General features: G+C 71.7%; 12 protein-coding genes and 3 tRNA genes. 8 read left to right on the top strand and 7 right to left on the bottom strand.

All coding sequences use genetic code 11. The features are described from left to right. The first annotated feature begins 50 nt into the window (after window positions 1-50). Window positions 51-2909: an AAA family ATPase gene (locus tag ACFULQ_RS16430; RefSeq protein WP_383543904.1), complete on the top strand. Its 2859-nt coding sequence runs from the start codon at window positions 51-53 to the stop codon at window positions 2907-2909. 80 nt (window positions 2910-2989) lie between these two features. Here the strand turns inward: ACFULQ_RS16430 and ACFULQ_RS16425 are convergent, their stop codons facing one another. Together ACFULQ_RS16425 and ACFULQ_RS16420 are read right to left on the bottom strand one after the other, a co-directional pair. Beyond that, on the bottom strand, window positions 2990-3169 hold the full coding sequence (locus tag ACFULQ_RS16425; RefSeq protein ID WP_383543901.1) for a hypothetical protein: 180 nt from the start codon (window positions 3167-3169) through the stop codon (window positions 2990-2992). Beyond that, window positions 3154-3417 (bottom strand): ester cyclase, encoded by a 264-nt coding sequence (locus ACFULQ_RS16420; protein WP_383543898.1) that lies wholly within the window; start codon window positions 3415-3417, stop codon window positions 3154-3156. Before ACFULQ_RS16420 ends, ACFULQ_RS16425 begins: the two co-directional genes overlap by 16 nt. A gap of 158 nt (window positions 3418-3575) precedes the next feature. On the opposite strand from ACFULQ_RS16420, the gene ACFULQ_RS16415 reads away from it, so the two are divergent. The 3 genes from ACFULQ_RS16415 to ACFULQ_RS16405 all read left to right on the top strand — a co-directional run bounded on the left by ACFULQ_RS16415 (window position 3576) and on the right by ACFULQ_RS16405 (window position 8539). Next, on the top strand, window positions 3576-6476 hold the full coding sequence (locus ACFULQ_RS16415; protein WP_383543896.1) for an AAA family ATPase: 2901 nt from the start codon (window positions 3576-3578) through the stop codon (window positions 6474-6476). A 39-nt stretch (window positions 6477-6515) separates the two neighbouring features. Beyond that, a complete protein-coding gene (locus tag ACFULQ_RS16410; RefSeq protein ID WP_383543893.1) occupies window positions 6516-7349 on the top strand; it encodes an alpha/beta hydrolase in 834 nt (277 codons plus the stop codon). Between the two features lie 92 nt (window positions 7350-7441). Beyond that, window positions 7442-8539: an AI-2E family transporter gene (locus ACFULQ_RS16405; RefSeq protein ID WP_383543890.1), complete on the top strand. Its 1098-nt coding sequence runs from the start codon at window positions 7442-7444 to the stop codon at window positions 8537-8539. Between the two features lie 705 nt (window positions 8540-9244). Here the strand turns inward: ACFULQ_RS16405 and ACFULQ_RS16400 are convergent. From ACFULQ_RS16400 to ACFULQ_RS16390, 3 genes are all read right to left on the bottom strand, one after another. Next, a tRNA-Ile gene (locus tag ACFULQ_RS16400) sits at window positions 9245-9318 on the bottom strand. A gap of 169 nt (window positions 9319-9487) precedes the next feature. Then, window positions 9488-9560 (bottom strand) — tRNA-Asn (locus ACFULQ_RS16395). Window positions 9561-9566: 6 nt separating this feature from the next. Beyond that, window positions 9567-9639 (bottom strand) — tRNA-Asn (locus ACFULQ_RS16390). Between the two features lie 157 nt (window positions 9640-9796). On the opposite strand from ACFULQ_RS16390, the gene ACFULQ_RS16385 reads away from it, so the two are divergent. The 4 genes from ACFULQ_RS16385 (at window position 9797) to ACFULQ_RS16370 (ending at window position 15489) form a co-directional block, all read left to right on the top strand. Continuing rightward, window positions 9797-10102, top strand: coding sequence for a YtxH domain-containing protein (locus ACFULQ_RS16385; protein ID WP_383543887.1), 306 nt, complete (start codon window positions 9797-9799; stop codon window positions 10100-10102). Between the two features lie 117 nt (window positions 10103-10219). Continuing rightward, a complete protein-coding gene (locus ACFULQ_RS16380) occupies window positions 10220-11656 on the top strand; it encodes an FGGY-family carbohydrate kinase (protein WP_383543884.1) in 1437 nt (478 codons plus the stop codon). 171 nt (window positions 11657-11827) lie between these two features. Beyond that, complete coding sequence (locus ACFULQ_RS16375) at window positions 11828-13561, top strand: ABC transporter ATP-binding protein (protein ID WP_383543881.1); 1734 nt, start codon at window positions 11828-11830, stop codon at window positions 13559-13561. Continuing rightward, complete coding sequence (locus ACFULQ_RS16370) at window positions 13561-15489, top strand: ABC transporter ATP-binding protein (protein ID WP_383543878.1); 1929 nt, start codon at window positions 13561-13563, stop codon at window positions 15487-15489. Before ACFULQ_RS16375 ends, ACFULQ_RS16370 begins: the two co-directional genes overlap by 1 nt. Window positions 15490-15522: 33 nt before the next feature. Here the strand turns inward: ACFULQ_RS16370 and ACFULQ_RS16365 are convergent, their stop codons facing one another. Further along, a complete protein-coding gene (locus ACFULQ_RS16365; protein ID WP_383543875.1) occupies window positions 15523-16815 on the bottom strand; it encodes an RNA polymerase sigma factor in 1293 nt (430 codons plus the stop codon). Window positions 16816-16916: 101 nt separating this feature from the next. Continuing rightward, window positions 16917-18824 (bottom strand): DNA primase, encoded by a 1908-nt coding sequence (dnaG, locus tag ACFULQ_RS16360; RefSeq protein WP_383543872.1) that lies wholly within the window; start codon window positions 18822-18824, stop codon window positions 16917-16919. Window positions 18825-18832: the final 8 nt, after the last annotated feature.

Below are 18832 nucleotides of genomic sequence, written 5' to 3'. Positions count from 1 at the left end.
ACGGCCGGGCAGGCGGAAGGAGTCCCATGTCTGCCGACATGTTTCGCGACGTGCCTCACGAACGGAACCCGGCCGGCTCCCGCTTCCTCGGCCGTACCGCCGAACTGGCCGCTGTGCGGGAAGTCGTCGGGCGGGCGGACGGCGGCGAGGGCGGGGTGCTGGCGGTACGCGGTGAGCCCGGCGTCGGCAAGACGTCGCTCTTACGGACGGCGGTGGCCGGGGCCGCCTCCCCCCGGGTGAGCCACATCGCGGCGATCGAGTCCGAGTCGGACCTGCAGTACGCCGGACTGCACCTGCTGCTGTCGCCGTTCATGGCCGGTCTGCCCGCCCTGCCAGAGCCGCAGCGTCGGGCGATCAGCACCGCGTTCGGCCTGGAGTCCGGTCCCGCGCCGCAGCGTTTCCTGGTAGGCCTCGCCGCGCTGGGTCTGCTGACGGAGGCGGCGGCCGAGCAGACCGTCGTATGCGTCGTGGACGACGCCCAGTGGCTGGACCGGGAGTCCGTGGACGCCCTCGCCTTCGTCGCCCGCCGCGCCGGAGCCGGCCGTATCGCCCTGCTGTTCGGCATCCGCGACCCCGAGGGCGACGGCGCCCCGGTCTTCGCCGGGCTGCCCGAGCTCCGTCTGGAAGGGCTCCCGGCTGACATCGCCAGAGACCTGATCAGCGGTGCGCACATCGACGACCGGGTCGCCGAGCGGCTGGTCGCGGGCACCCGCGGCAATCCGCTGGCCCTGCTGGAACTGGCCCGGGAACTGTCGGCCGAGCAGTTGACGGGCGCGGCGGCGCTCCCGAACCCGCTGCCGGTGGGGCGCCGTCTCGAAGAGGTCTTCCGGCGCCGGGTGGCGGCGGTCCCGGCCGCCACCCGGACCCTGCTGCTGGTGGCCGCCGCCGAGACCTCCGACAACGCCCACCTGGTGTGGCGGGCGGCGGGCCGGCTGGGTGCCGGTCGGGCGGCGGCCGTGGTGGCCGAGGAGCGGGGGTTCCTGGTGCTCGGGCAGCGGGTCGGGTTCCGGCATCCGCTGCTGCGCTCGGCGGTGTACCACGGTGCGTCGGCCGAGGAGCGCCGGCTGGCTCACGCGGCGCTGGCCGCCGAGGAGGACGACCAGGACCGCCGGGTGTGGCACCGGGCGCTGGCCGCGGTTCACCCCGACGAGGACCTCGCCCATGACCTGGAACAGGCGGCGCGGCGGGCGGTGGACCGCGGTGGATACGCCGCCTCGGCGCGCCTGCTGGGCCGGGCCGTGGAGCTGACCACGAACGAGGCACGCCGGCCCGCCAGACTGCTGGCGGCGGCGCGGGCGACCCTGGAGACCGGCAACCCGGTCGCCGCCGAGGCCCTGCTCCGGCGGGTCTCTCCGCTGCCCGGGGCCCGGTCCGGACGGGCGGAACGGCTGCGGCTGCTGGCCGCGATCCGGTTCGCCCAGGGGCAGGTGCGGGAGACGGTCCCGCTGCTGCTGGAGGCGGCGGACCTGCTGCTCCCGGACGACGAACGGGCCGCCCGGGACACGCTGTTCCAGGCGCTGGAGGCGGCCACCTGGACCGGCAAGGCCGACATGACGGCGGTGGCGCGGGCCGTACGCGCCCTGACTCCCACCGCCCCGGACTCCGCCTCTCCGACCGACCTGATCAGCGCCGCGCTGACCACCCGGCTGCTCGACGGTCCCGAGGCCGCCTACCCCCTCTACCGGCGTTGCGTGCGGAGCCTGCTCGGCAGCGAGGATCTGCGCGGTTTCAACCTGGGCAGTGTGCTCGCCGGCGAGATGTGGGACCTGGAGGGCCTGCTGGCGCTCACCTCGCGCTGGGTCGAGCTGGCCCGGGCCCGGGGCGCGCACGGCGCCCTGTCGCTGGCGCTGCTGCTGCGGGCCGTACCCGAACTGTGGCGCGGCAACTTCACGGCGGCGGCGGAGTTCGGCCGGGCCGCGGCCGAACTGTCCGATCTGACGACACGGCAGCAGGGTCGCACGGGCGGCGGTGTCGAGTTGCTGTACTGCGTGACCGGCCCCGAGCAGGCCGCACGGGACGCGGCCGGGGCCCACATCCGGGAGGCGACGGCTGCGGGCCGGGAGCACTACGGCGCCCTCGTCCCGCACCTGGCCCTGTGCCAGTTGGAGGTGGCGCTGGGCGACTACCCGGCCGCGCTGACCCACGGCCGGCGGGTGTTCGCCGCCGACACCCCCGGGCCGACCAGTGCGAACGTCCTCCCGGAACTGGTCGAGGCGGCCCAGCGGTCCGGGGACCCGGAGACCGCGCGGGCCGCCCTGACCCGGCTGCACACCGCCGCGACCGCCAGCGGCACCCCCGTCGCCCTGGGCCTGCTGGCCCGCTCGCGGGCGTTGGTCGCGGACGACGACGAGGCCGAGAAGCTGTACCTGGAGGCGATCGAGCATCTGGAGGCGTCCGCGGCCCGGCCGCAGACGGCCCGCGCGCACCTCGTCTACGGCGAGTGGCTGCGCCGGCGGCGAAGGCGGCGGGAGGCGCGGGACAGTCTGCGGACCGCTCTCGCCCTGTTCGAGGCCATGGGCGCCGAGTTCTACATCCGGCGCGCCCGGACCGAACTGGCCGCCACGGGCGCGCGGTTGCGGCACCGCCCGGTGGAGTCCGCCGTCCATCTCACTCCGCAGGAGACGCGGATCGCCCGGCTGGCCGCGGCGGGCGTGCCGAACCGGGACATCGCGGCGCAGTTGTTCCTCAGCTCCAGCACCGTCGAGTACCACCTGCGCAAGACTTTCCGGAAGCTGGGCGTGACGGCCCGAGGGCAACTGCGGGACGCGCTGGCGGCGCTCGTGGATGGGGGTGACGGGGGCGACAGGGGTGATCCGGGCGACGCGGCCGGGTCGGGGGCCGGGGGACCGCAGGGCTGCCGGACTACGGTTCTCAAGGATTCGGCGGGCCCGGCCCGGGACCTACGGTGACGGCACATGCCGCTTCCGGCTTGCTCCGGCTTCACCGACGAAGGGATCGATCATCATGGGCGGTACGGGCGGCCCGCCGTTCACGACCCGATGCCCAGAGCCCGCCGCAGGGACTCCTGGTCGATGAACTCGTACTGCTCGACGATCGCCCCGGCCTGCCAGCGGCAGACCGTGGTGAACGCGACATCGAAGGTGCGGCCGGTCCCAGCCGCCTCGGTCCCGTCGGGAAGCCGTACCGGCCGCGTCACGCGTCCGCGCAACCGGGCGACGGTGCAGGTCTGGTCACCGTGCCCGAACGCGGCCACGTAGGGCTGGTGACCACGTGGTTCTCCGGGAAAAGGGTGCAGAACTCCCGTGCCCGGGCGACGTGTTCGTCCCGTCCGTGCGGGTCTTGGTCACCGGCCGCCCAGGCCGTCAGCTCCGGGGCGAGGAACGCCTCGTACGCAGTCCAGTCGCGTTCGTTCCACGCGTCGTCGATGGCCCGCATCCGGGTCAGGTTGGAGATCATCTCGGAGCCCTGCCGCCTTTCGTAGCCGCTCCGGTGTACCGGGACCGGCGCACCGGGAGCCATTCCAGGGCCCGGCGACCGCGTCGGGCCATACGTCACCTGACGGTCTGTCCGCCGTCGCCTTCCCTGGCGGCCACTGAGCATGGTGAGGAGTCCGTATGTCCATCGAGCAGTCGTCCGGGCCCGGGTCCGTCGGCAGGGATGCCGTCGGTCTCCTGGGGCGATCGGCGGACCTGGAGTTCTTCGCGGAACGGCGTCGGCGGCTGGCGGACGGGGGCGCGAGGACGGCCGTCCTGCTGGAGGGTCCGGCCGGTGTGGGGAAGACCGCGCTGCTGGAGGCCGCCGCGAGCGGCGCACGGGCCTCGGGGTGCCGGGTGCTGCGTTTCGCCGGCGTGGAGTCCGAGGTCACGCTGGCCTACTCCGGCCTGCACCAGCTGCTCTTCGGCATGCGTGACGGCTTCGACCGGCTGCCGCCGGGGCAGCGCGCGGTACTGGAGGGAGTCCTCGGCAGCTCGGTGGCCCAGGCGCCGCCGGAGCGTTTCGCGGCCTCCGTAGCCGTACTCGAAGCCCTGCGGCGCACGGCGGAGGACGGCCCGGTCCTCGTCGTGATCGACGACATCCAGTGGCTCGACAGGGCGAGCGGCGACGTCCTGGAGTTCGTGGCGCGCCGGCTGTCCGGGCTTCCGGTGGACCTGCTGGTCGCGGCCCGGGCGGGCCATGCGCACGCGCTCGATCGGCACGGGCTGCTGCGCCGGCGGGTCGAGACGCTGGACGAGCGGTCCGCCGCCGCCCTGCTGCGGGCTGCCCACCCCGGGCTGGCCCCGCCCGCTGCCGAACGGCTGCTCCAGGAGGCCGCGGGCAATCCCCTGGCACTGCTGGAGCTTCCCGCCCTGCTCACCCGGGAGCAGTTCATCGGTGCCGTCCCGGTGCCGCTGTCGCTGCCCGTGGACGACCGGCTGGAGGCGCTGTTCGCCCCCCGGCTCCGTGAACTGCCCACGGCCACCTTGGAGTTGCTGCTGGTCGCCGCGCTGGAGGGGACCGGCGGGCTCCGCACGATCTGGGCTGCGTATCCGGGCGGGATGGAAGCGGCCGACGCCGCGCTCCTGGCCGCCGAGGAGGCCGGCCTGGTGCGGGTGGACGCTCGGGCCGGCCGACTGGTCTTCCGGCATCCGCTGGTCCGCTCGGCCGTCGTACGGACCTGCCGGCCCGGTCGACGGCGGGCTGCGCACCGAGCCCTGGCCGAAGCACTGGAACGGGACCCGGAACGCCGGATCGGGCACTTGGTCGCCGCCTCCCTGGGGCCCGAGGAGCACCTCGCGGCCGATCTCGAACAGGCGGGGCACGCGGCCCTGGGGCGCGGCAGCGCCGCCCTCGCCGTGACCGCGCTGCGCCGGGCCGCGGAGCTCAGCCCGGAGCCGGCCGAGCGCAGCCGACGGTTGGCGCACGCGGCGTACGCCGCAGCCCAGTCGGGCGCCCTCGACGTCACCGCGGTCCTCGTCGACGACGGGTACGGGGAGCGGGCCTCGCCCCAGGACACCGCGCGCGCCACCCTGGCCAGGGTGTACGCGCTGCTGGAGACGGACGGGGACGCGACGGCCGCCCACCGGCTGCTGACCGGTGTGATCGACGGACTGCTCGCAGCCGGAACGGGCGGTGCCGAGACGGGTGGTGCCGAGACGGGTGGTGCCGGGCGGCAGCCGTCGCCCGCCGCGGTCCGCGAGGTCGTCGGCGAACTGCAGTTCCTGCTCACGCTGGTGGCGTTCTACGCCCAGCGGACCGATCTGTGGCCGGAGGTGCTGGAACGCTGCCAGGACGCCCCCGACCAGGTGCGGCTCTACTGCCTGGCCTTCGACGCCCCGCAGGAGCGGGCCCCGGAGGTCCGGCAGCGGATCCGGCGGGCGTTCGCCGCCCTCCCGCCCGACGCGGGCCCCCGGCCGGTCACCCAGCTCTCCATGCTCAGCGTCTACTTCGACGAGGCCTCCGAGTACCGCGAGCACTGGATGCGGGTCGCCCGGCGCTCCCGGGAGGGCGGCACTTTCGTGCAGTGGTCCTACGGCACCATCCTCCTAGGTCACGAGGCCTTCTTCGCCGGCCGGTTCACCGAGGCCGAGGCGCTGGCCCGGGAGGGCCTGGCCATGGCCGAGGAGCTGGGGCACCGTCTCGCGGGATTTCGACTTGCCTCCCAGCTCGCCCTGGTGGCGGCCGTCCGGGGCGACGCGGAGACCGTCGGCACCCTCACCCGCACCATCCTCGCCTGGAGCGAACCGCGCCGCCTGGGGCTGCTCCAGGTGTCCGCCCGGCAGGCCCGCGTGCTGCTCGCCCTGGGGCAGGGGGACTACGAGGCGGCGTACCGCGACTGCGCGCTGATCAGCCCACCCGGAACTCTTCCCCCGCTCAACCCGCGCGCGATCTGGTCGGTGTACGACCTGGTGGAGGCGGCCGTGTACACGGGCAGGACCGCCGAGGCACGCGTCCACGTCGCGATGGCTCGGAGTGCGCGCCTCGGTGAACTCTCGCCCCGGCTGGCGCTGTTGACACAGGCGGCGGCGGCCCTCGCCGGTCCGGTGGAGACGGCCGAGGCCGGATTCCGGCGGGCGCTGGCGGTCGCCGACGTCCACGCCCCCTTCGACCGGGCCCGGGTGCAGCTCGCCTTCGGACGCTGGCTGCGCGCCCACGGCCGCGACCCGGAGGCCACGCGCGAGCACCTGACGGCCGCACTGCATGCGCTGGAGGAGCTGGGCGCCGCGCCCTGGGCCGCCGCAGCCGGTACCGAGCTCGCCGCCCTGACGCCACCGGCGGAGCCGGAACCCCACGGCACGGAAGGCCTGCTGACGCCTCAGGAACTCCAGATCGCCGACCTGGCGGCCACCGGGCTCAGCAACAAGGAGATAGGCGCCCGGCTGTACATCTCCCCGCGCACGGTCAGCACCCACCTGTACAACATCTTCCCCAAGCTGGGCATCCGCTCCCGCGCGGCGCTGCGCGACGCCCTCGGGGGCCGGGCACGGGCAGCACACGGCGGCAAACACGTGGAGTACGTCGACGGACCCGTCATCTGACGGTCGCGCCCCGCGCCCCGCGCTTCCTAGCCTGCCGCCATGTCCGCACACGATGAAGACCAGATACAGACCGCCAACGACTCCGGCAGGACACCCGTGGTATTCGTCCACGGGCTGTGGCTGCTGCCCGGCAGCTGGGACCGCTGGGTGGAGTACTTCGACCAGGCGGGTTACGCCGCAGTCTCGCTCTCCTGGCCCGACGACCCGGACACCGTGGCGGAGGCGAACAGCCACCCCGAGGTGTTCGCCGGCAAGACCGTCGGGCAGGTCGCCGACCACCTGGCGGACCTGATCGGCCACCTCGACCGCAAGCCTGCCGTCATCGGCCACTCCTTCGGCGGCCTGCTCACTCAGATCCTCGCCGGCCGCGGCCTCTCCGCCGCGTCGGTCGCCATCGACCCGGCCCCCTTCCGCGGCGTCCTGCCCCTGCCCGTCTCCGCGCTCCGCTCATCCGCACCGGTACTGAGCAACCCGGCCAACCGGCACCGCGCGGTCCCGCTCACCTTCGAGCAGTTCCGCTACGCCTTCGCCAACGCGGTCAGCGAGGAGGAGGCGAAGGAGCTCTTCGAGACGTTCGCCGTCCCGGCACCCGGCGCCCCGATCTTCCAGGCCGCCACCGCCAACCTCAACCCCTGGACTGAGGCGAAGGTCGACACCGAGAACCCCGACCGCGGCCCGCTGCTGATCATCTCCGGCGAGAAGGACCACACCGTCCCGTGGGCCATCGCCAACGCCTCCTACAAACAACAGCTGCACAACCCCGGCCTCACCGAGATCACCGAGATACCGAACCGGGGTCACGCCCTCACCATCGACAGCGGCTGGCAGGAAGTCGCCGAAACGGCCCTGACGTTCGTCCGCCGCTTCGTCTGAACAGATCCGGGCCGCCGCCACTGCCCCGGGGGTGTGAGCGGCGGCTCGGCCCCACGGCCCCACGGCCCCAGAGACAGGAACGCCACACCACCGTGTCCCAGTCCGACGACCCGGCCCCGACTCCGATGCCGGCCTGGCTGCCCAGAGCGATCGCCGTCGCTCTCGTCCTCACAGCGGTGTTCGAGATGACGGTCTGGGCCGCCCGGCAGCTCGTCGGTCTCGGAGTGCTGCTGCTGGTCTCCTTCTTCCTGTCGATGGTGATGGAGCCGGCTGTGTCCCGCCTCCAGGCCCGCGGCATGGGCCGGGCCGCCGCGACCCTGCTCGTGTTCGTCGTCACCGCGGCCTCGCTCGCCGGTTTCGCCACCGCGGTGGTCACCCTGCTGATCGACCAGACGGCCGAAGTCTCACACCGACTGCCGGCACTGCTCACCACCTTGACGGAACGGCTCAACGAGACCTTTGGGACGACCCTCACCGCGGACCGCCTGACCGACGACACGGGAACCGTCGAGACGTACGCCCGGCAGGCGGCCGACCACCTCTGGGGCCTGTCCACCACCGTCGTCGGCGGCGTCTTCGACCTGCTCACCGTCGCGCTCTTCGCGTACTACTTCACCGCCGACGGCCCCCGCCTGCGCCGAGCAGCCCTGTCGCTGCTCCCGCCGCAACGGCAGCAGGCCGCGCACCGGGCCTGGACCGTCGCCCTGGCCAAGACCGGAGGGTACATGTACTCAAGGGCCCTGCTCGCCCTGTTCTCCACGCTCGCCCACGCGGTTGCCTTCGTGGTCCTCGGCATCCCGTACCCGGTGGCGCTGGGCATGTGGGTGGGCGTCGTCTCGCAGTTCGTGCCCACGGTCGGAACGTACGTAGCCGCGGCCCTGCCGACGTTGGTGGCGCTGACCGTCGAGCCCATGGACGCCCTGTGGGTGATCGTCTTCGCGACGGCGTACCAGCAGGTGGAGAACTACGCCCTACAGCCGCGTATCACCGCCCGCACGGTCGACGTCCATCCCGCCGTGGCCTTCGGCTCCGTACTCGCCGGAGCGGCCCTGCTCGGCGCGGTCGGTGCCGTCATCGCCATCCCCACCACCGCGACCCTCCAAGCCCTCGCGACGGCGTACTTGCCCCGCTACAAGGTCGTCCCCGCCCTGGATTCGACGGGCAACCCGCTTGAGGACCGCCCGATGTGACGGGGCAGCGACGCCATGCAGCGGCGGCGGGGAGGACGTAGGCCCCCTGCGCCCACTCGCGCGACGGCTCCCGTCGCCACCAGGAGCCGGCGGTCGCCTTGGCTCTACGCGTTCGTCGCCGCTGGAACCGGGCCGGATCTCGTGGTGCCGGATCCTGGATGCTCCGCGACCGGGGGCGCCCGGCCCGTCAGCCTGGGCACCACTGCGCCGCCCCTACGCGGCCGCCGTTGTGCGGGACGGCACAGCGGCCATCACGGAATGTCCGCCACAGCCGTTTTCAAAGATCCTCATCAACGCCGACGAGGTGCTCGGCCCGGGGCTCGATGCGGCGCCGGCGGTCGCCCTTGCGCAGAAGAGACCGGAGCCGGGCCTCGCTCAGCGCGGCAGCCGCAGCCGGGGTGCGAGCTGCGGCGAGCACGTGCCTCCGCGTCCGCCGGACCCACGTTCTTGACGAGCCATGCCGACCTTGAGGGCCACGAGCCCGCAACGGGCCTCACGAGGAAAGCAAGGGGGGTCTCCGTTTTCCCCGCGTCCAGCGAGTTCCACCGCAGCAACCTGGAACATCCGTGCAGGTCAGAGACGTTCACACGACCGGGCCCGGCAACAAGGCCGAAACTCACGCGCAGCGGATTCAGTCCGTCCAAGCGAAGTTGACGACCCGACACCACAAAATGAACGTTTCCGCAGGTCAGAAGCCTGCACAAGTGGGGCGGGTGGGACTCGAACCCACGGCCGACGGATTATGAGTCCGCTGCTCTAACCGGCTGAGCTACCGCCCCATAGCGGCGTGTCGCGTACATGTGTGCGCGCCGTCTGCCGCAGCATAGCCGCTCATACGATCTCCTGCTTCGCAGGGGCGACTTCGCATGCCCTCGAAGACTCCCCTGTGACCTGCGCAGTTCCGTCGGACATGAAAAAGGACCCCATCGGGGGCCCTCCTTCGTCCTGCTCTCCCGACTGGACTCGAACCAGTAACCTGCCGGTTAACAGCCGGCTGCTCTGCCAATTGAGCTACGGAAGATCGAAGCTCCCCCGACTGGACTCGAACCAGTAACCTGCCGGTTAACAGCCGGCTGCTCTGCCAATTGAGCTACGGAGGATTGCCTCGGTGCATCGAACGTACCTCCCTGGGTATTCGCCAGGGGGCGGGCGCTCGCTGCGACACATACATTAGCGCAAGCAGGGGGGTGCTCCGCCAATCGGTTCCCCCGGCACCGACGTCGCACCGGAGACCACGCGAGAGAGAGGGCGGCCACCATGCGCTACAAGCTCACGTTCGTTGTCGGACTGACACTGGGTTACGTGCTGGGCACCCGTGCCGGACGCGAGCGCTACGAACAGCTGAAGAAGTCCGCCCGTCAGGTCGCCCAGAACCCCGCGGTCCGCAACACCGCCGAGACCGCCGCCCAGCAGGGCCGCCAGTTCGCCGGCAAGGCCTACCACGCGGTCAGCGACAAGGTGGGCGACCGGGTGCCGGAGTCGGTGACCCAGCGGGTGCGCTCGCTGCGGGACCGCAACCACAACGGCGCCCCGGAGGACGACTGGGGCACCAGCAACATCTGAATCCGAGGGTGACGAAAACAACCCGGAGGCGCGGCGGACGGCGCGACCAGCCAGGACGATCCAGCGGCCGCCGTCGCCGCGCGCCGGGCACGACGCTACGCCCATAGAATTTGCGCCATGGGGATAGTCGCCGGGTTGGACAGCTCGCCCGAATTCACTCGCATCGTGGTCTGCGACGCGGACACGGGAGCCGTGCTCAAACAGGGGTACGCGCCGCACCCGGTCGAAGGCCGTCCGTCCGACGTCGACCCCCAGGCCTGGCTCCTGTCCCTCGGTGAGGCCGCCGGCGGGGGTCTGCTCGAAGGCGTGCAGGCCATCGGTGTGTCGGCCCAGCAGAACGCGGTCGTGCCGCTCGACGCCCAGGGCAACACCGTCCGCCCCGCCATGGTCGGCGGCGACAAGCGCGCCCAGGTCGCCGCGGCCGACCTCGTCGACGCGCTCGGCGGGCGCGAGGCGTGGGCCCAGTCGGTGGGGTGCGTCCCGCAGGCCGCGCAGCCCGTCACCAAGCTGCGCTGGCTGAACAAGACCGAACCCGACGCCGCTCTGCGCACCGCCGTGCTCCTCCAGGCGCACGACTGGCTGGTGTGGCAGCTGCTCGGCCGGCCGGTCAGGAGAACCACCGACCGCGGCGGCGCCTCCGGCACCGGCTACTGGTCCGCCGCCACCGGCGCCTACCGCTCCGACCTGGTCGAGCTGGCCCTCGGCCACCAGGCGATGCTCCCCGAGGTGATCGGCCCCGCCGACGCGGCCGGTACGACCCCGGAGGGGCTGCTCATCTCCGCCGGGACCGGTGAGACCATGGCCGCCGCCTTCGGGCTCGGGATCGGGCTCGGGGACGCCGTCGTCTCACTCGGCGCCTCCGGGTCCGTGATGGCCGTCCACCCCGAGGCCCTCGTCGACAACACCGGGATGATCACCTCCCTGGCCGACGCGACCGGCATGCACCTGCCCGTCGTCACCACCCTGAACGCCGTACGGACCCTGCGCGGGGCCGTCGAGATGCTCGGGCTGAGCGACCTGGAGAGCCTGTCCGACCTGGCGATGAAGTCCACGCCGGGCTCCCACGGGCTCGTCCTGCTGCCCTATCTGGAAGGGGAGCGGACGCCGAACCTGCCGCACACCGCGGGGACGCTCAGCGGGCTCAGGCGGGAGTCGATGAAGCCGGAGCACCTGGCGCGGGCCGCGTTCGAGGGCATGCTGTGCGGACTCGCCGACGCGCTGGACGTGCTGCGCGGCCGGGGGGTCGAGGTGCGGCGGGTCTTCCTGCTGGGGGCCGCCGCCGAGCTGTCCGCCGTACAGGCCGCCGCGCCCGCGCTGTTCGGTGCGCAGGTCGTGGTGCCGCAGCCGGCGGACTACGCGGCGATCGGTGCCGCCCGGCAGGCCGCCTGGGCGCTCGGGGTCTCGCAGGGCACCCTCGACCCGCGCACCCCGCCGATGTGGCAGGGGCCGGCCGCACAGGTCCTGGAGCCGGGCGAGGAGCTGGCGGTGGGCCAGGCGGTGCGCCAGCAGTTCGTGGCGGTGCGGGAGCAGATGTACCCGGGGGCGTTTCGGTAGGGCATGCCGCGGAAGGTAAGGGTCCGGTAGGAGCCCGGCCTCCGAGGGGACCCGTAAGGCCGTACGAAGCACTGCTGTCGGCTTAATCGGTTGAGGTAACACGGGTGGAGTGTCCGACGATAGGGGCCAGGGGCAACCAACCGCCCCGTCGCCGACTCCGAGAGACGTAGCGTGCTCATACGACTTCTACGGACCTATCTCAGGCCCTACAAGAAACCCATCAGCATCCTGGTGCTGCTCCAGTTCCTCCAGACCTGCGCCACCCTCTACCTGCCCACGCTCAACGCGGACATCATCGACAACGGCGTGGTGAACGGGGACACCGGCTACATCCTCGGCTACGGCGCCCTGATGATCGGCATCTCGCTGGCGCAGGTGGTGTGCAACATCGGGGCCGTGTTCTACGGCGCCCGGACCGCCGCCGCGCTCGGCCGGGACATGCGGGCGGCGGTCTTCGACCGGGTGCAGTCGTTCTCGGCGCGCGAGGTCGGGCAGTTCGGGGCGCCCACCCTGATCACCCGTACGACCAATGACGTGCAGCAGGTCCAGATGCTGGCCCTGATGACCTTCACGCTGCTGGTGTCGGCGCCCATCATGTGCGTGGGCGGCATCGTGCTGGCGCTCGGCCTGGACGTACCGCTGTCCGGGGTGCTGGTGGCCGTCGTGCCGACGCTGGGCATCTGCGTGACGTTGATCGTACGGCGGCTGCGGCCGCTGTTCCGGTCCATGCAGGTCCGGCTGGACACCGTGAACCGGGTGCTGCGCGAGCAGATCACCGGCAACCGGGTCATCCGGGCGTTCGTGCGGGACGAGTACGAGGAGGACCGGTTCCGGAAGGCGAACACCGACCTCACGCAGATCTCCCTCAAGACCGGCAATCTGCTGGCGCTGATGTTCCCCGTGGTGATGACGACGGTGAACCTGTCGTCGATCGCGGTGGTCTGGTTCGGCGCCCACCGGATCGACAGCGGCGGGATGCAGATCGGCGATCTGACGGCGTTCCTCGCCTATCTGATGCAGATCGTCATGTCCGTGATGATGGCCACCTTCATGTTCATGATGGTGCCGCGCGCCGAGGTGTGCGCCGAGCGCATCCAGGAGGTCCTGGATACCTCCTCGAGCGTGGTCCCGCCGGTCGCCCCCGTCACCGAGCTGCGGCGGCACGGGCATCTGGAGATCCGGGCGGCGGGATTCCGCTATCCGGGTGCCGAGGAGCCGGTGCTCAAGGCGATCGACCTGGTGGCCCGGCCCGGCGAGGTGACCGCCGTGATCGGGTCGACCGGCAGCGGCAAGTCCACGCTGCTGGGCCTGGTCCCCCGGCTGTTCGACGCGACCGACGGCGAGGTCCTCGTCGACGGCACCGACGTGTCGACCATCGAGCCCAAGCTGCTCGCGCGGACCGTCGGGCTCGTGCCGCAGAAGCCGTACCTCTTCGCGGGCACGGTCGCCACCAACCTCCGCTACGGCAATCCGGACGCCACGGACGAGGAGCTGTGGCACGCGCTGGAGGTGGCGCAGGCCAAGGACTTCGTCGAAGGGCTGGAGAACGGGCTGGACTCCCCCGTCGCGCAGGGCGGCACCAACGTCTCCGGCGGACAGCGGCAGCGGCTCGCCATCGCGCGCACGCTCGTGCAGCAGCCGGAGATCTACCTCTTCGACGACTCCTTCTCCGCCCTCGACTACGCGACCGACGCGGCTCTCAGGGCGGCGCTCGCCGAGGAGACCGCGGAGGCGACCGTCGTGATCGTGGCCCAGCGGGTGGCGACCATCCGCGACGCCGACCGGATCGTCGTCCTCGACGAGGGGCGGGTCGTCGGCACCGGCACCCATCGCGAGCTGATGGCGGACAACGAGACCTACCGGGAGATCGTGCTCTCCCAGCTCACGGAAGCGGAGGCTGCCTGATGGCCGGGCCCATGGGGCGCATGATGGCCGGCGGCGGTCCGGAGAACCGCTCGCTCGACTTCAAGGTGTCGGGCAGGCGGCTGCTCGCCCAGTTCAAGCCGGAGCGGTTCACCCTCTACGCGATGCTGGCCTGTGTCGTGATGAGCGTGGGCCTGAACGTGGTCGGGCCGAAGATCCTCGGCCAGGCGACCGACCTGGTCTTCGCGGGCATCATCGGACGGGAGATGCCGGCCGGGGCCAGCAAGGAGGAGGTCCTCGCGGGGATGCGGGAGCGCGGCGAGGGCCAGGTCGCCGACATGCTCCGCAGCACCGACTTCACGCCCGGCAAGGGCATCGACTTCACCGCCGTAGGACATGTCCTGCTGGTCGCGGTCGGGGTGTTCCTGGTGGCCGGGCTGCTGATGGCGGTCGCGACCCGGCTGGTCAACCGGTCCGTCAACCGCACGATGTTCCGGATGCGCGAGGACGTCCAGACCAAGCTGTCGCGGCTGCCGCTGTCGTACTTCGACAAGCGCCAGCGCGGTGAGGTGCTGTCCCGGGCCACCAACGACATCGACAACATCGGGCAGACCCTCCAGCAGTCGATGGGCCAGCTCATCAACTCGCTGCTCACCATCATCGGGGTGCTCGCGATGATGTTCTGGGTGTCCTGGCTGCTGGCGCTGGTCGCGCTGGTCACCGTGCCGCTGTCGTTCGTCGTCGCCACGCGCGTGGGCAAGCGCTCGCAGCCGCACTTCGTGCAGCAGTGGCGCTCCACCGGCAAGCTCAACGCCCACATCGAGGAGATGTACACCGGGCACACCCTGGTGAGGGTGTTCGGCCGCCAGGACGAGTCGGCGGCGCAGTTCGCCGAGCAGAACGACGCGCTGTACGAGGCCGGGTTCAAGGCGCAGTTCAACAGCGGGGTCATGCAGCCGCTGATGATGTTCGTGTCGAACATCAACTACGTGCTGGTGGCGGTCGTGGGCGGGCTGCGGGTCGCGTCCGGGGCCCTGTCCATCGGCGATGTGCAGGCCTTCATCCAGTACTCGCGGCAGTTCTCGATGCCGCTGACGCAGGTCGCCTCGATGGCGAACCTGGTCCAGTCGGGGGTCGCCTCCGCCGAGCGGGTCTTCGAACTCCTGGACGCGGAGGAGCAGGAGGCGGACCCGGTCCCGAGCGAGAAGCCGGAGGAACTGCGCGGGCGGGTCGCGCTGGAGCACGTCTCCTTCCGCTACGACCCCGAGAAGCCGCTCATCGAGGACCTCTCCCTGAAGGTCGAACCCGGGCACACGGTCGCGATCGTCGGCCCGACCGGCGCCGGCAAGACGACCCTGGTCAACCTGCTGATGCGGTTCTACGACGTCTCGGGCGGCCGGATCACCCTGGACGGCGTGGACATCGCGCGGATGTCCCGGGACGAACTGCGCGCCGGGATCGGCATGGTCCTCCAGGACACCTGGCTGTTCGGCGGCACGATCGCGGAGAACATCGCGTACGGCGCCTCGCGCGAGGTCACCCGGGGCGAGATCGAGGAGGCGGCCAGGGCGGCGCACGCGGACCGTTTCATCCGCACGCTCCCCGACGGCTACGACACCGTGATCGACGACGAGGGCAGCGGGGTGAGCGCGGGCGAGAAGCAGCTCATCACCATCGCCCGGGCCTTCCTGTCGGACCCGGTGATCCTGGTCCTGGACGAGGCGACCAGCTCGGTCGACACCCGCACCGAGGTCCTGATCCAGAAGGCGATGGCCAAACTGGCCCACGGCCGCACGTCGTTCGTCATCGCCCACCGACTGTCGACGATCCGCGACGCCGACACCATCCTGGTGATGGAGAACGGCTCGATCGTCGAACAGGGCACCCACACGGACCTGTTGGAGGCCGGGGGAGCCTACGCCCGCCTGTACAAGGCGCAGTTCGCACAGGCGGTGGCGGAGGTGGACTAGTGGAAAGGGGTCGTTGCGAAACGACCCCTTTTCTCAGTCCAGATAACCCCTCAGCTGATCCGCAAATGCGTGATCCCGCAGCTTGTTGAGCGTCTTCGACTCGATCTGCCGTATCCGCTCCCGGGTCACCCCGAAGATCCGCCCGATCTCCTCCAACGTACGAGGCCGGCCATCAGCCAACCCGTACCGAAGCTGCACGACCTTCCGCTCCCGCTCCCCCAGCGTGGACAGCACCGCCTCAAGGTGCTCCCGGAGCAGCAGGAACGCCGCCGACTCCACCGGAGACGTCGCGTCCCCGTCCTCGATGAGGTCACCGAGGGCGACGTCGTCCTCCTCCCCCACCGGGGCGTGCAGGGACACCGGTTCCTGGGCGAGCCGCAGCACCTCGCTCACCCGCTCCGGCGCGAGATCGAGATGCGCGGCCACCTCCTCCGGCGTCGGCTCGTACCCGCGCTCCTGGAGCATGCGCCGCTGCACCCGGACCACCCGGTTGATCAGCTCGACGACGTGGACCGGGACCCGGATCGTCCGGGCCTGGTCGGCGAGGGCCCGGGACATGGCCTGGCGGATCCACCAGGTCGCGTAGGTGGAGAACTTGTAGCCGCGGGCGTAGTCGAACTTCTCGACCGCGCGGATGAGGCCGAGGTTGCCCTCCTGGACCAGGTCGAGCATGGTCAGGCCGCGTCCGACGTACCGCTTGGCGACGGAGACGACCAGGCGCAGGTTGGCTTCGATGAGGCGGCGCTTGGCCATCCGGCCCATCACCACGAGCCGGTCCAGGTCGAGCGCCAACTGGCTGTCCAGAGAAGGGGTGTTGCTCAGCTTCTCCTCGGCGAACAGGCCCGCTTCGACCCGGCGGGCGAGTTCGACCTCCTCGGCCGCGGTGAGCAGCGGGATGCGGCCGATCTCCCGCAGGTACTGGCGGAACAGGTCCGAGGAAGGACCGCCGGTGTCGGTGGCGCGGCCGCGGGGTGGTTCGGGGGGCTCGACGGGTTCGGTCTCCACGGCGTCGAGCGCTTCGGCGGGCGGGGCGTCCGGCTCCGCCTCGGGGTGGTGCACGACACGGCTCTGCGGGGGCACCGCGACCAGTACGTCGGTCTCGGCGTCCGGTTCTGCCGTGTCGTCCGCACTGTTCTCGGTCTGTGTGAGGGTCTGGGTCTGCACGGGGGCGACCTCCAGGATGATCGCTGCCAAGGAGTACGGCAGCGGTACTTCGGGGGCGGAGTCGGCGGCCTCGCCGCTGTCCGTCCCGTACGCGATGAGCGGAACCGCGGGGGTCTGGGACCCGCTGGGGACGGATCGGCCGCGCTCCGAGGACTCAGGCACCGGAACCCAGTGTGGAGTACGACACATCGTCGCCACGAGGGGCGTGCGGTGACTTTTTGCAATCGGCCCGTGACCCGGCAGTTACCCCGCCGTACGGTTCGTCAGAGAGCGGAGGCCCCGTGCTCGCGCAGTGCCTGGCCGTACTGCTGGAGCACCCACAGTTCGTTCTGCACGGCGGCCAGGTGGGCGGGGTCGCCGCCGGTGCCGAGGCGGATCAGGGTGCCCTGGACCTCCTGGATGCGGCGGTCGACGGCCCGGCGGCGGACCCAGACGAGCTGTTCGCCCGCGTAGTTCTCGTCGACCGTGCGCCGCATGATCGCCTCCACGGCCAGCTCCGTGACCATCGCGCGGACCGCGTCGTCGGGGGCGGCCTCACGGACCCGGACCAGGTAGTCCTGGGAGTCCTGGACGCCGTACTCGGCGCCGCCCGCGTCCATGATGGCCTGGCGTACGGCGGCGTAGGGCGGGGCGGTGAACTCGTCGACGCCGTACGCGTCGAAGGCCGGGGAGACCAGCTCGGGGCGCTGGAGGGCGAGCTTGAGGAGCTCGCGCTCGGTGGCGTAGACGGGGTTGCGCAGGGTCAGGGCGGGGCCGGAGACGGCGGGCCGGTGGGCCGAGTCGTACGACGGCTGCTGCGGGCCGCGTCCCTGCGGGGCCGGTCCCTTGCCGCCGCGGTCGCGGGCCCAACGGGCCAGCTGGGCCACCCGCTTGACCACGAACTGGGTGTCGAGGATGCCGAGCATGCCGGCGAGCTGGACGGCGACCTCGTGCTGGGCGCCGCTGTTCTTGATGCGGGCGACGATGGGGGCCGCTTCGTCGAGGGCGGCGGCGCGGCCCGCCGGGGTGTCGAGGTCGTAGCGGACGACGATCTGGCGCAGCGCGAACTCGAAGAGCGGGGTGCGGGGTTCGACCAGGTCGGCGACCGCGTCGTCGCCCTTGGCGAGGCGCAGGTCGCAGGGGTCCATGCCGTCGGGGGCGATGGCGATGTAGGTCTCGGCGGCGAACTTCTGGTCGTCCTCGAAGGCGCGCAGGGCCGCTTTCTGGCCGGCCGCGTCGCCGTCGAAGGTGAAGATCACGCGCGCCGAGCCGTTGTCCATCAGCAGGCGGCGCAGGATCTTGATGTGGTCGCCGCCGAAGGCGGTGCCGCAGGTCGCGATGGCGGTGGTGACGCCGGCGAGGTGGCAGGCCATGACGTCGGTGTAGCCCTCGACGACGACCGCGCGGGAGGCCTTGGCGATGTCCTTCTTGGCGAGGTCGATGCCGTAGAGGACCTGGGACTTCTTGTAGATCGCCGTCTCGGGCGTGTTGAGGTACTTCGGGCCGTTGTCCGCCTCGTACAGCTTTCTCGCGCCGAAGCCGACGACCTCGCCGCCGATGTCGCGGATCGGCCACATCAGGCGGCCGCGGAAGCGGTCGATGGGGCCGCGGCGGCCCTCCTGGGACAGGCCCGAGAGGAGGAGCTCCTTGTCGGTGAAGCCCTTGCCGCGCAGGAAGCGGGTGAGGTGGTCCCAGCCCTGCGGGCTGTAGCCGACGGAGAAGTGCGCGGCGGCCGCCTGGTCGAAGCCGCGCTCGGCGAGGAACTGGCGGCCGGTGTCGGCCTCCGGGCTGCTCGCCAGCTGCTCCATGTACCAGTCGGCGGCGATCTTGTGGGCCTCGACCAGCCGGATGCGCTCGCCGCGCTGGTGGGCGGGGTTGTAGCCGCCCTCCTCGTAGCGCAGGGTGAGGCCGGCCTGGGCGGCCAGGCGCTCGACGGCCTCGGAGAAGGAGAGGTGGTCGACCTTCATCACGAAGGTGATGGTGTCGCCGCCCTCCTGGCAGCCGAAGCAGTGGAAGAGACCCTTGCTCGGACTGACCTGGAAGGACGGCGACTTCTCGTCATGGAAGGGGCACAGGCCCTTGAGGTTGCCACCGCCCGCGTTGCGCAGCTGGAGGTACTCGGACACGACGGCGTCGATCGGGACCGCGTCCCGTACCGCCTTCACGTCCTCGTCGTTGATCCGTCCTGCCACGCGTGAAG

Origin of the sequence: Streptomyces sp. NPDC057253 (assembly GCF_042669125.1) — a bacterium.
Lineage (GTDB): Bacteria > Actinomycetota > Actinomycetes > Streptomycetales > Streptomycetaceae > Streptomyces.
This window is presented reverse-complemented; position numbering and strand designations above follow the sequence as displayed.

Excerpts from the sequence above, each read along its gene's own strand:
- ACFULQ_RS16385 (WP_383543887.1), top strand. The coding sequence starts at position 9,797 with ATGCGCTACAAGCTCACGTTCGTTGTCGGACTGACACTGGGTTACGTG.
- ACFULQ_RS16380 (WP_383543884.1), top strand. The coding sequence starts at position 10,220 with ATGGGGATAGTCGCCGGGTTGGACAGCTCGCCCGAATTCACTCGCATC.
- ACFULQ_RS16415 (WP_383543896.1), top strand. The coding sequence starts at position 3,576 with ATGTCCATCGAGCAGTCGTCCGGGCCCGGGTCCGTCGGCAGGGATGCC.
- ACFULQ_RS16410 (WP_383543893.1), top strand. The coding sequence starts at position 6,516 with ATGTCCGCACACGATGAAGACCAGATACAGACCGCCAACGACTCCGGC.
- ACFULQ_RS16420 (WP_383543898.1), bottom strand. The coding sequence starts at position 3,417 with ATGATCTCCAACCTGACCCGGATGCGGGCCATCGACGACGCGTGGAAC.
- ACFULQ_RS16370 (WP_383543878.1), top strand. The coding sequence starts at position 13,561 with ATGGCCGGGCCCATGGGGCGCATGATGGCCGGCGGCGGTCCGGAGAAC.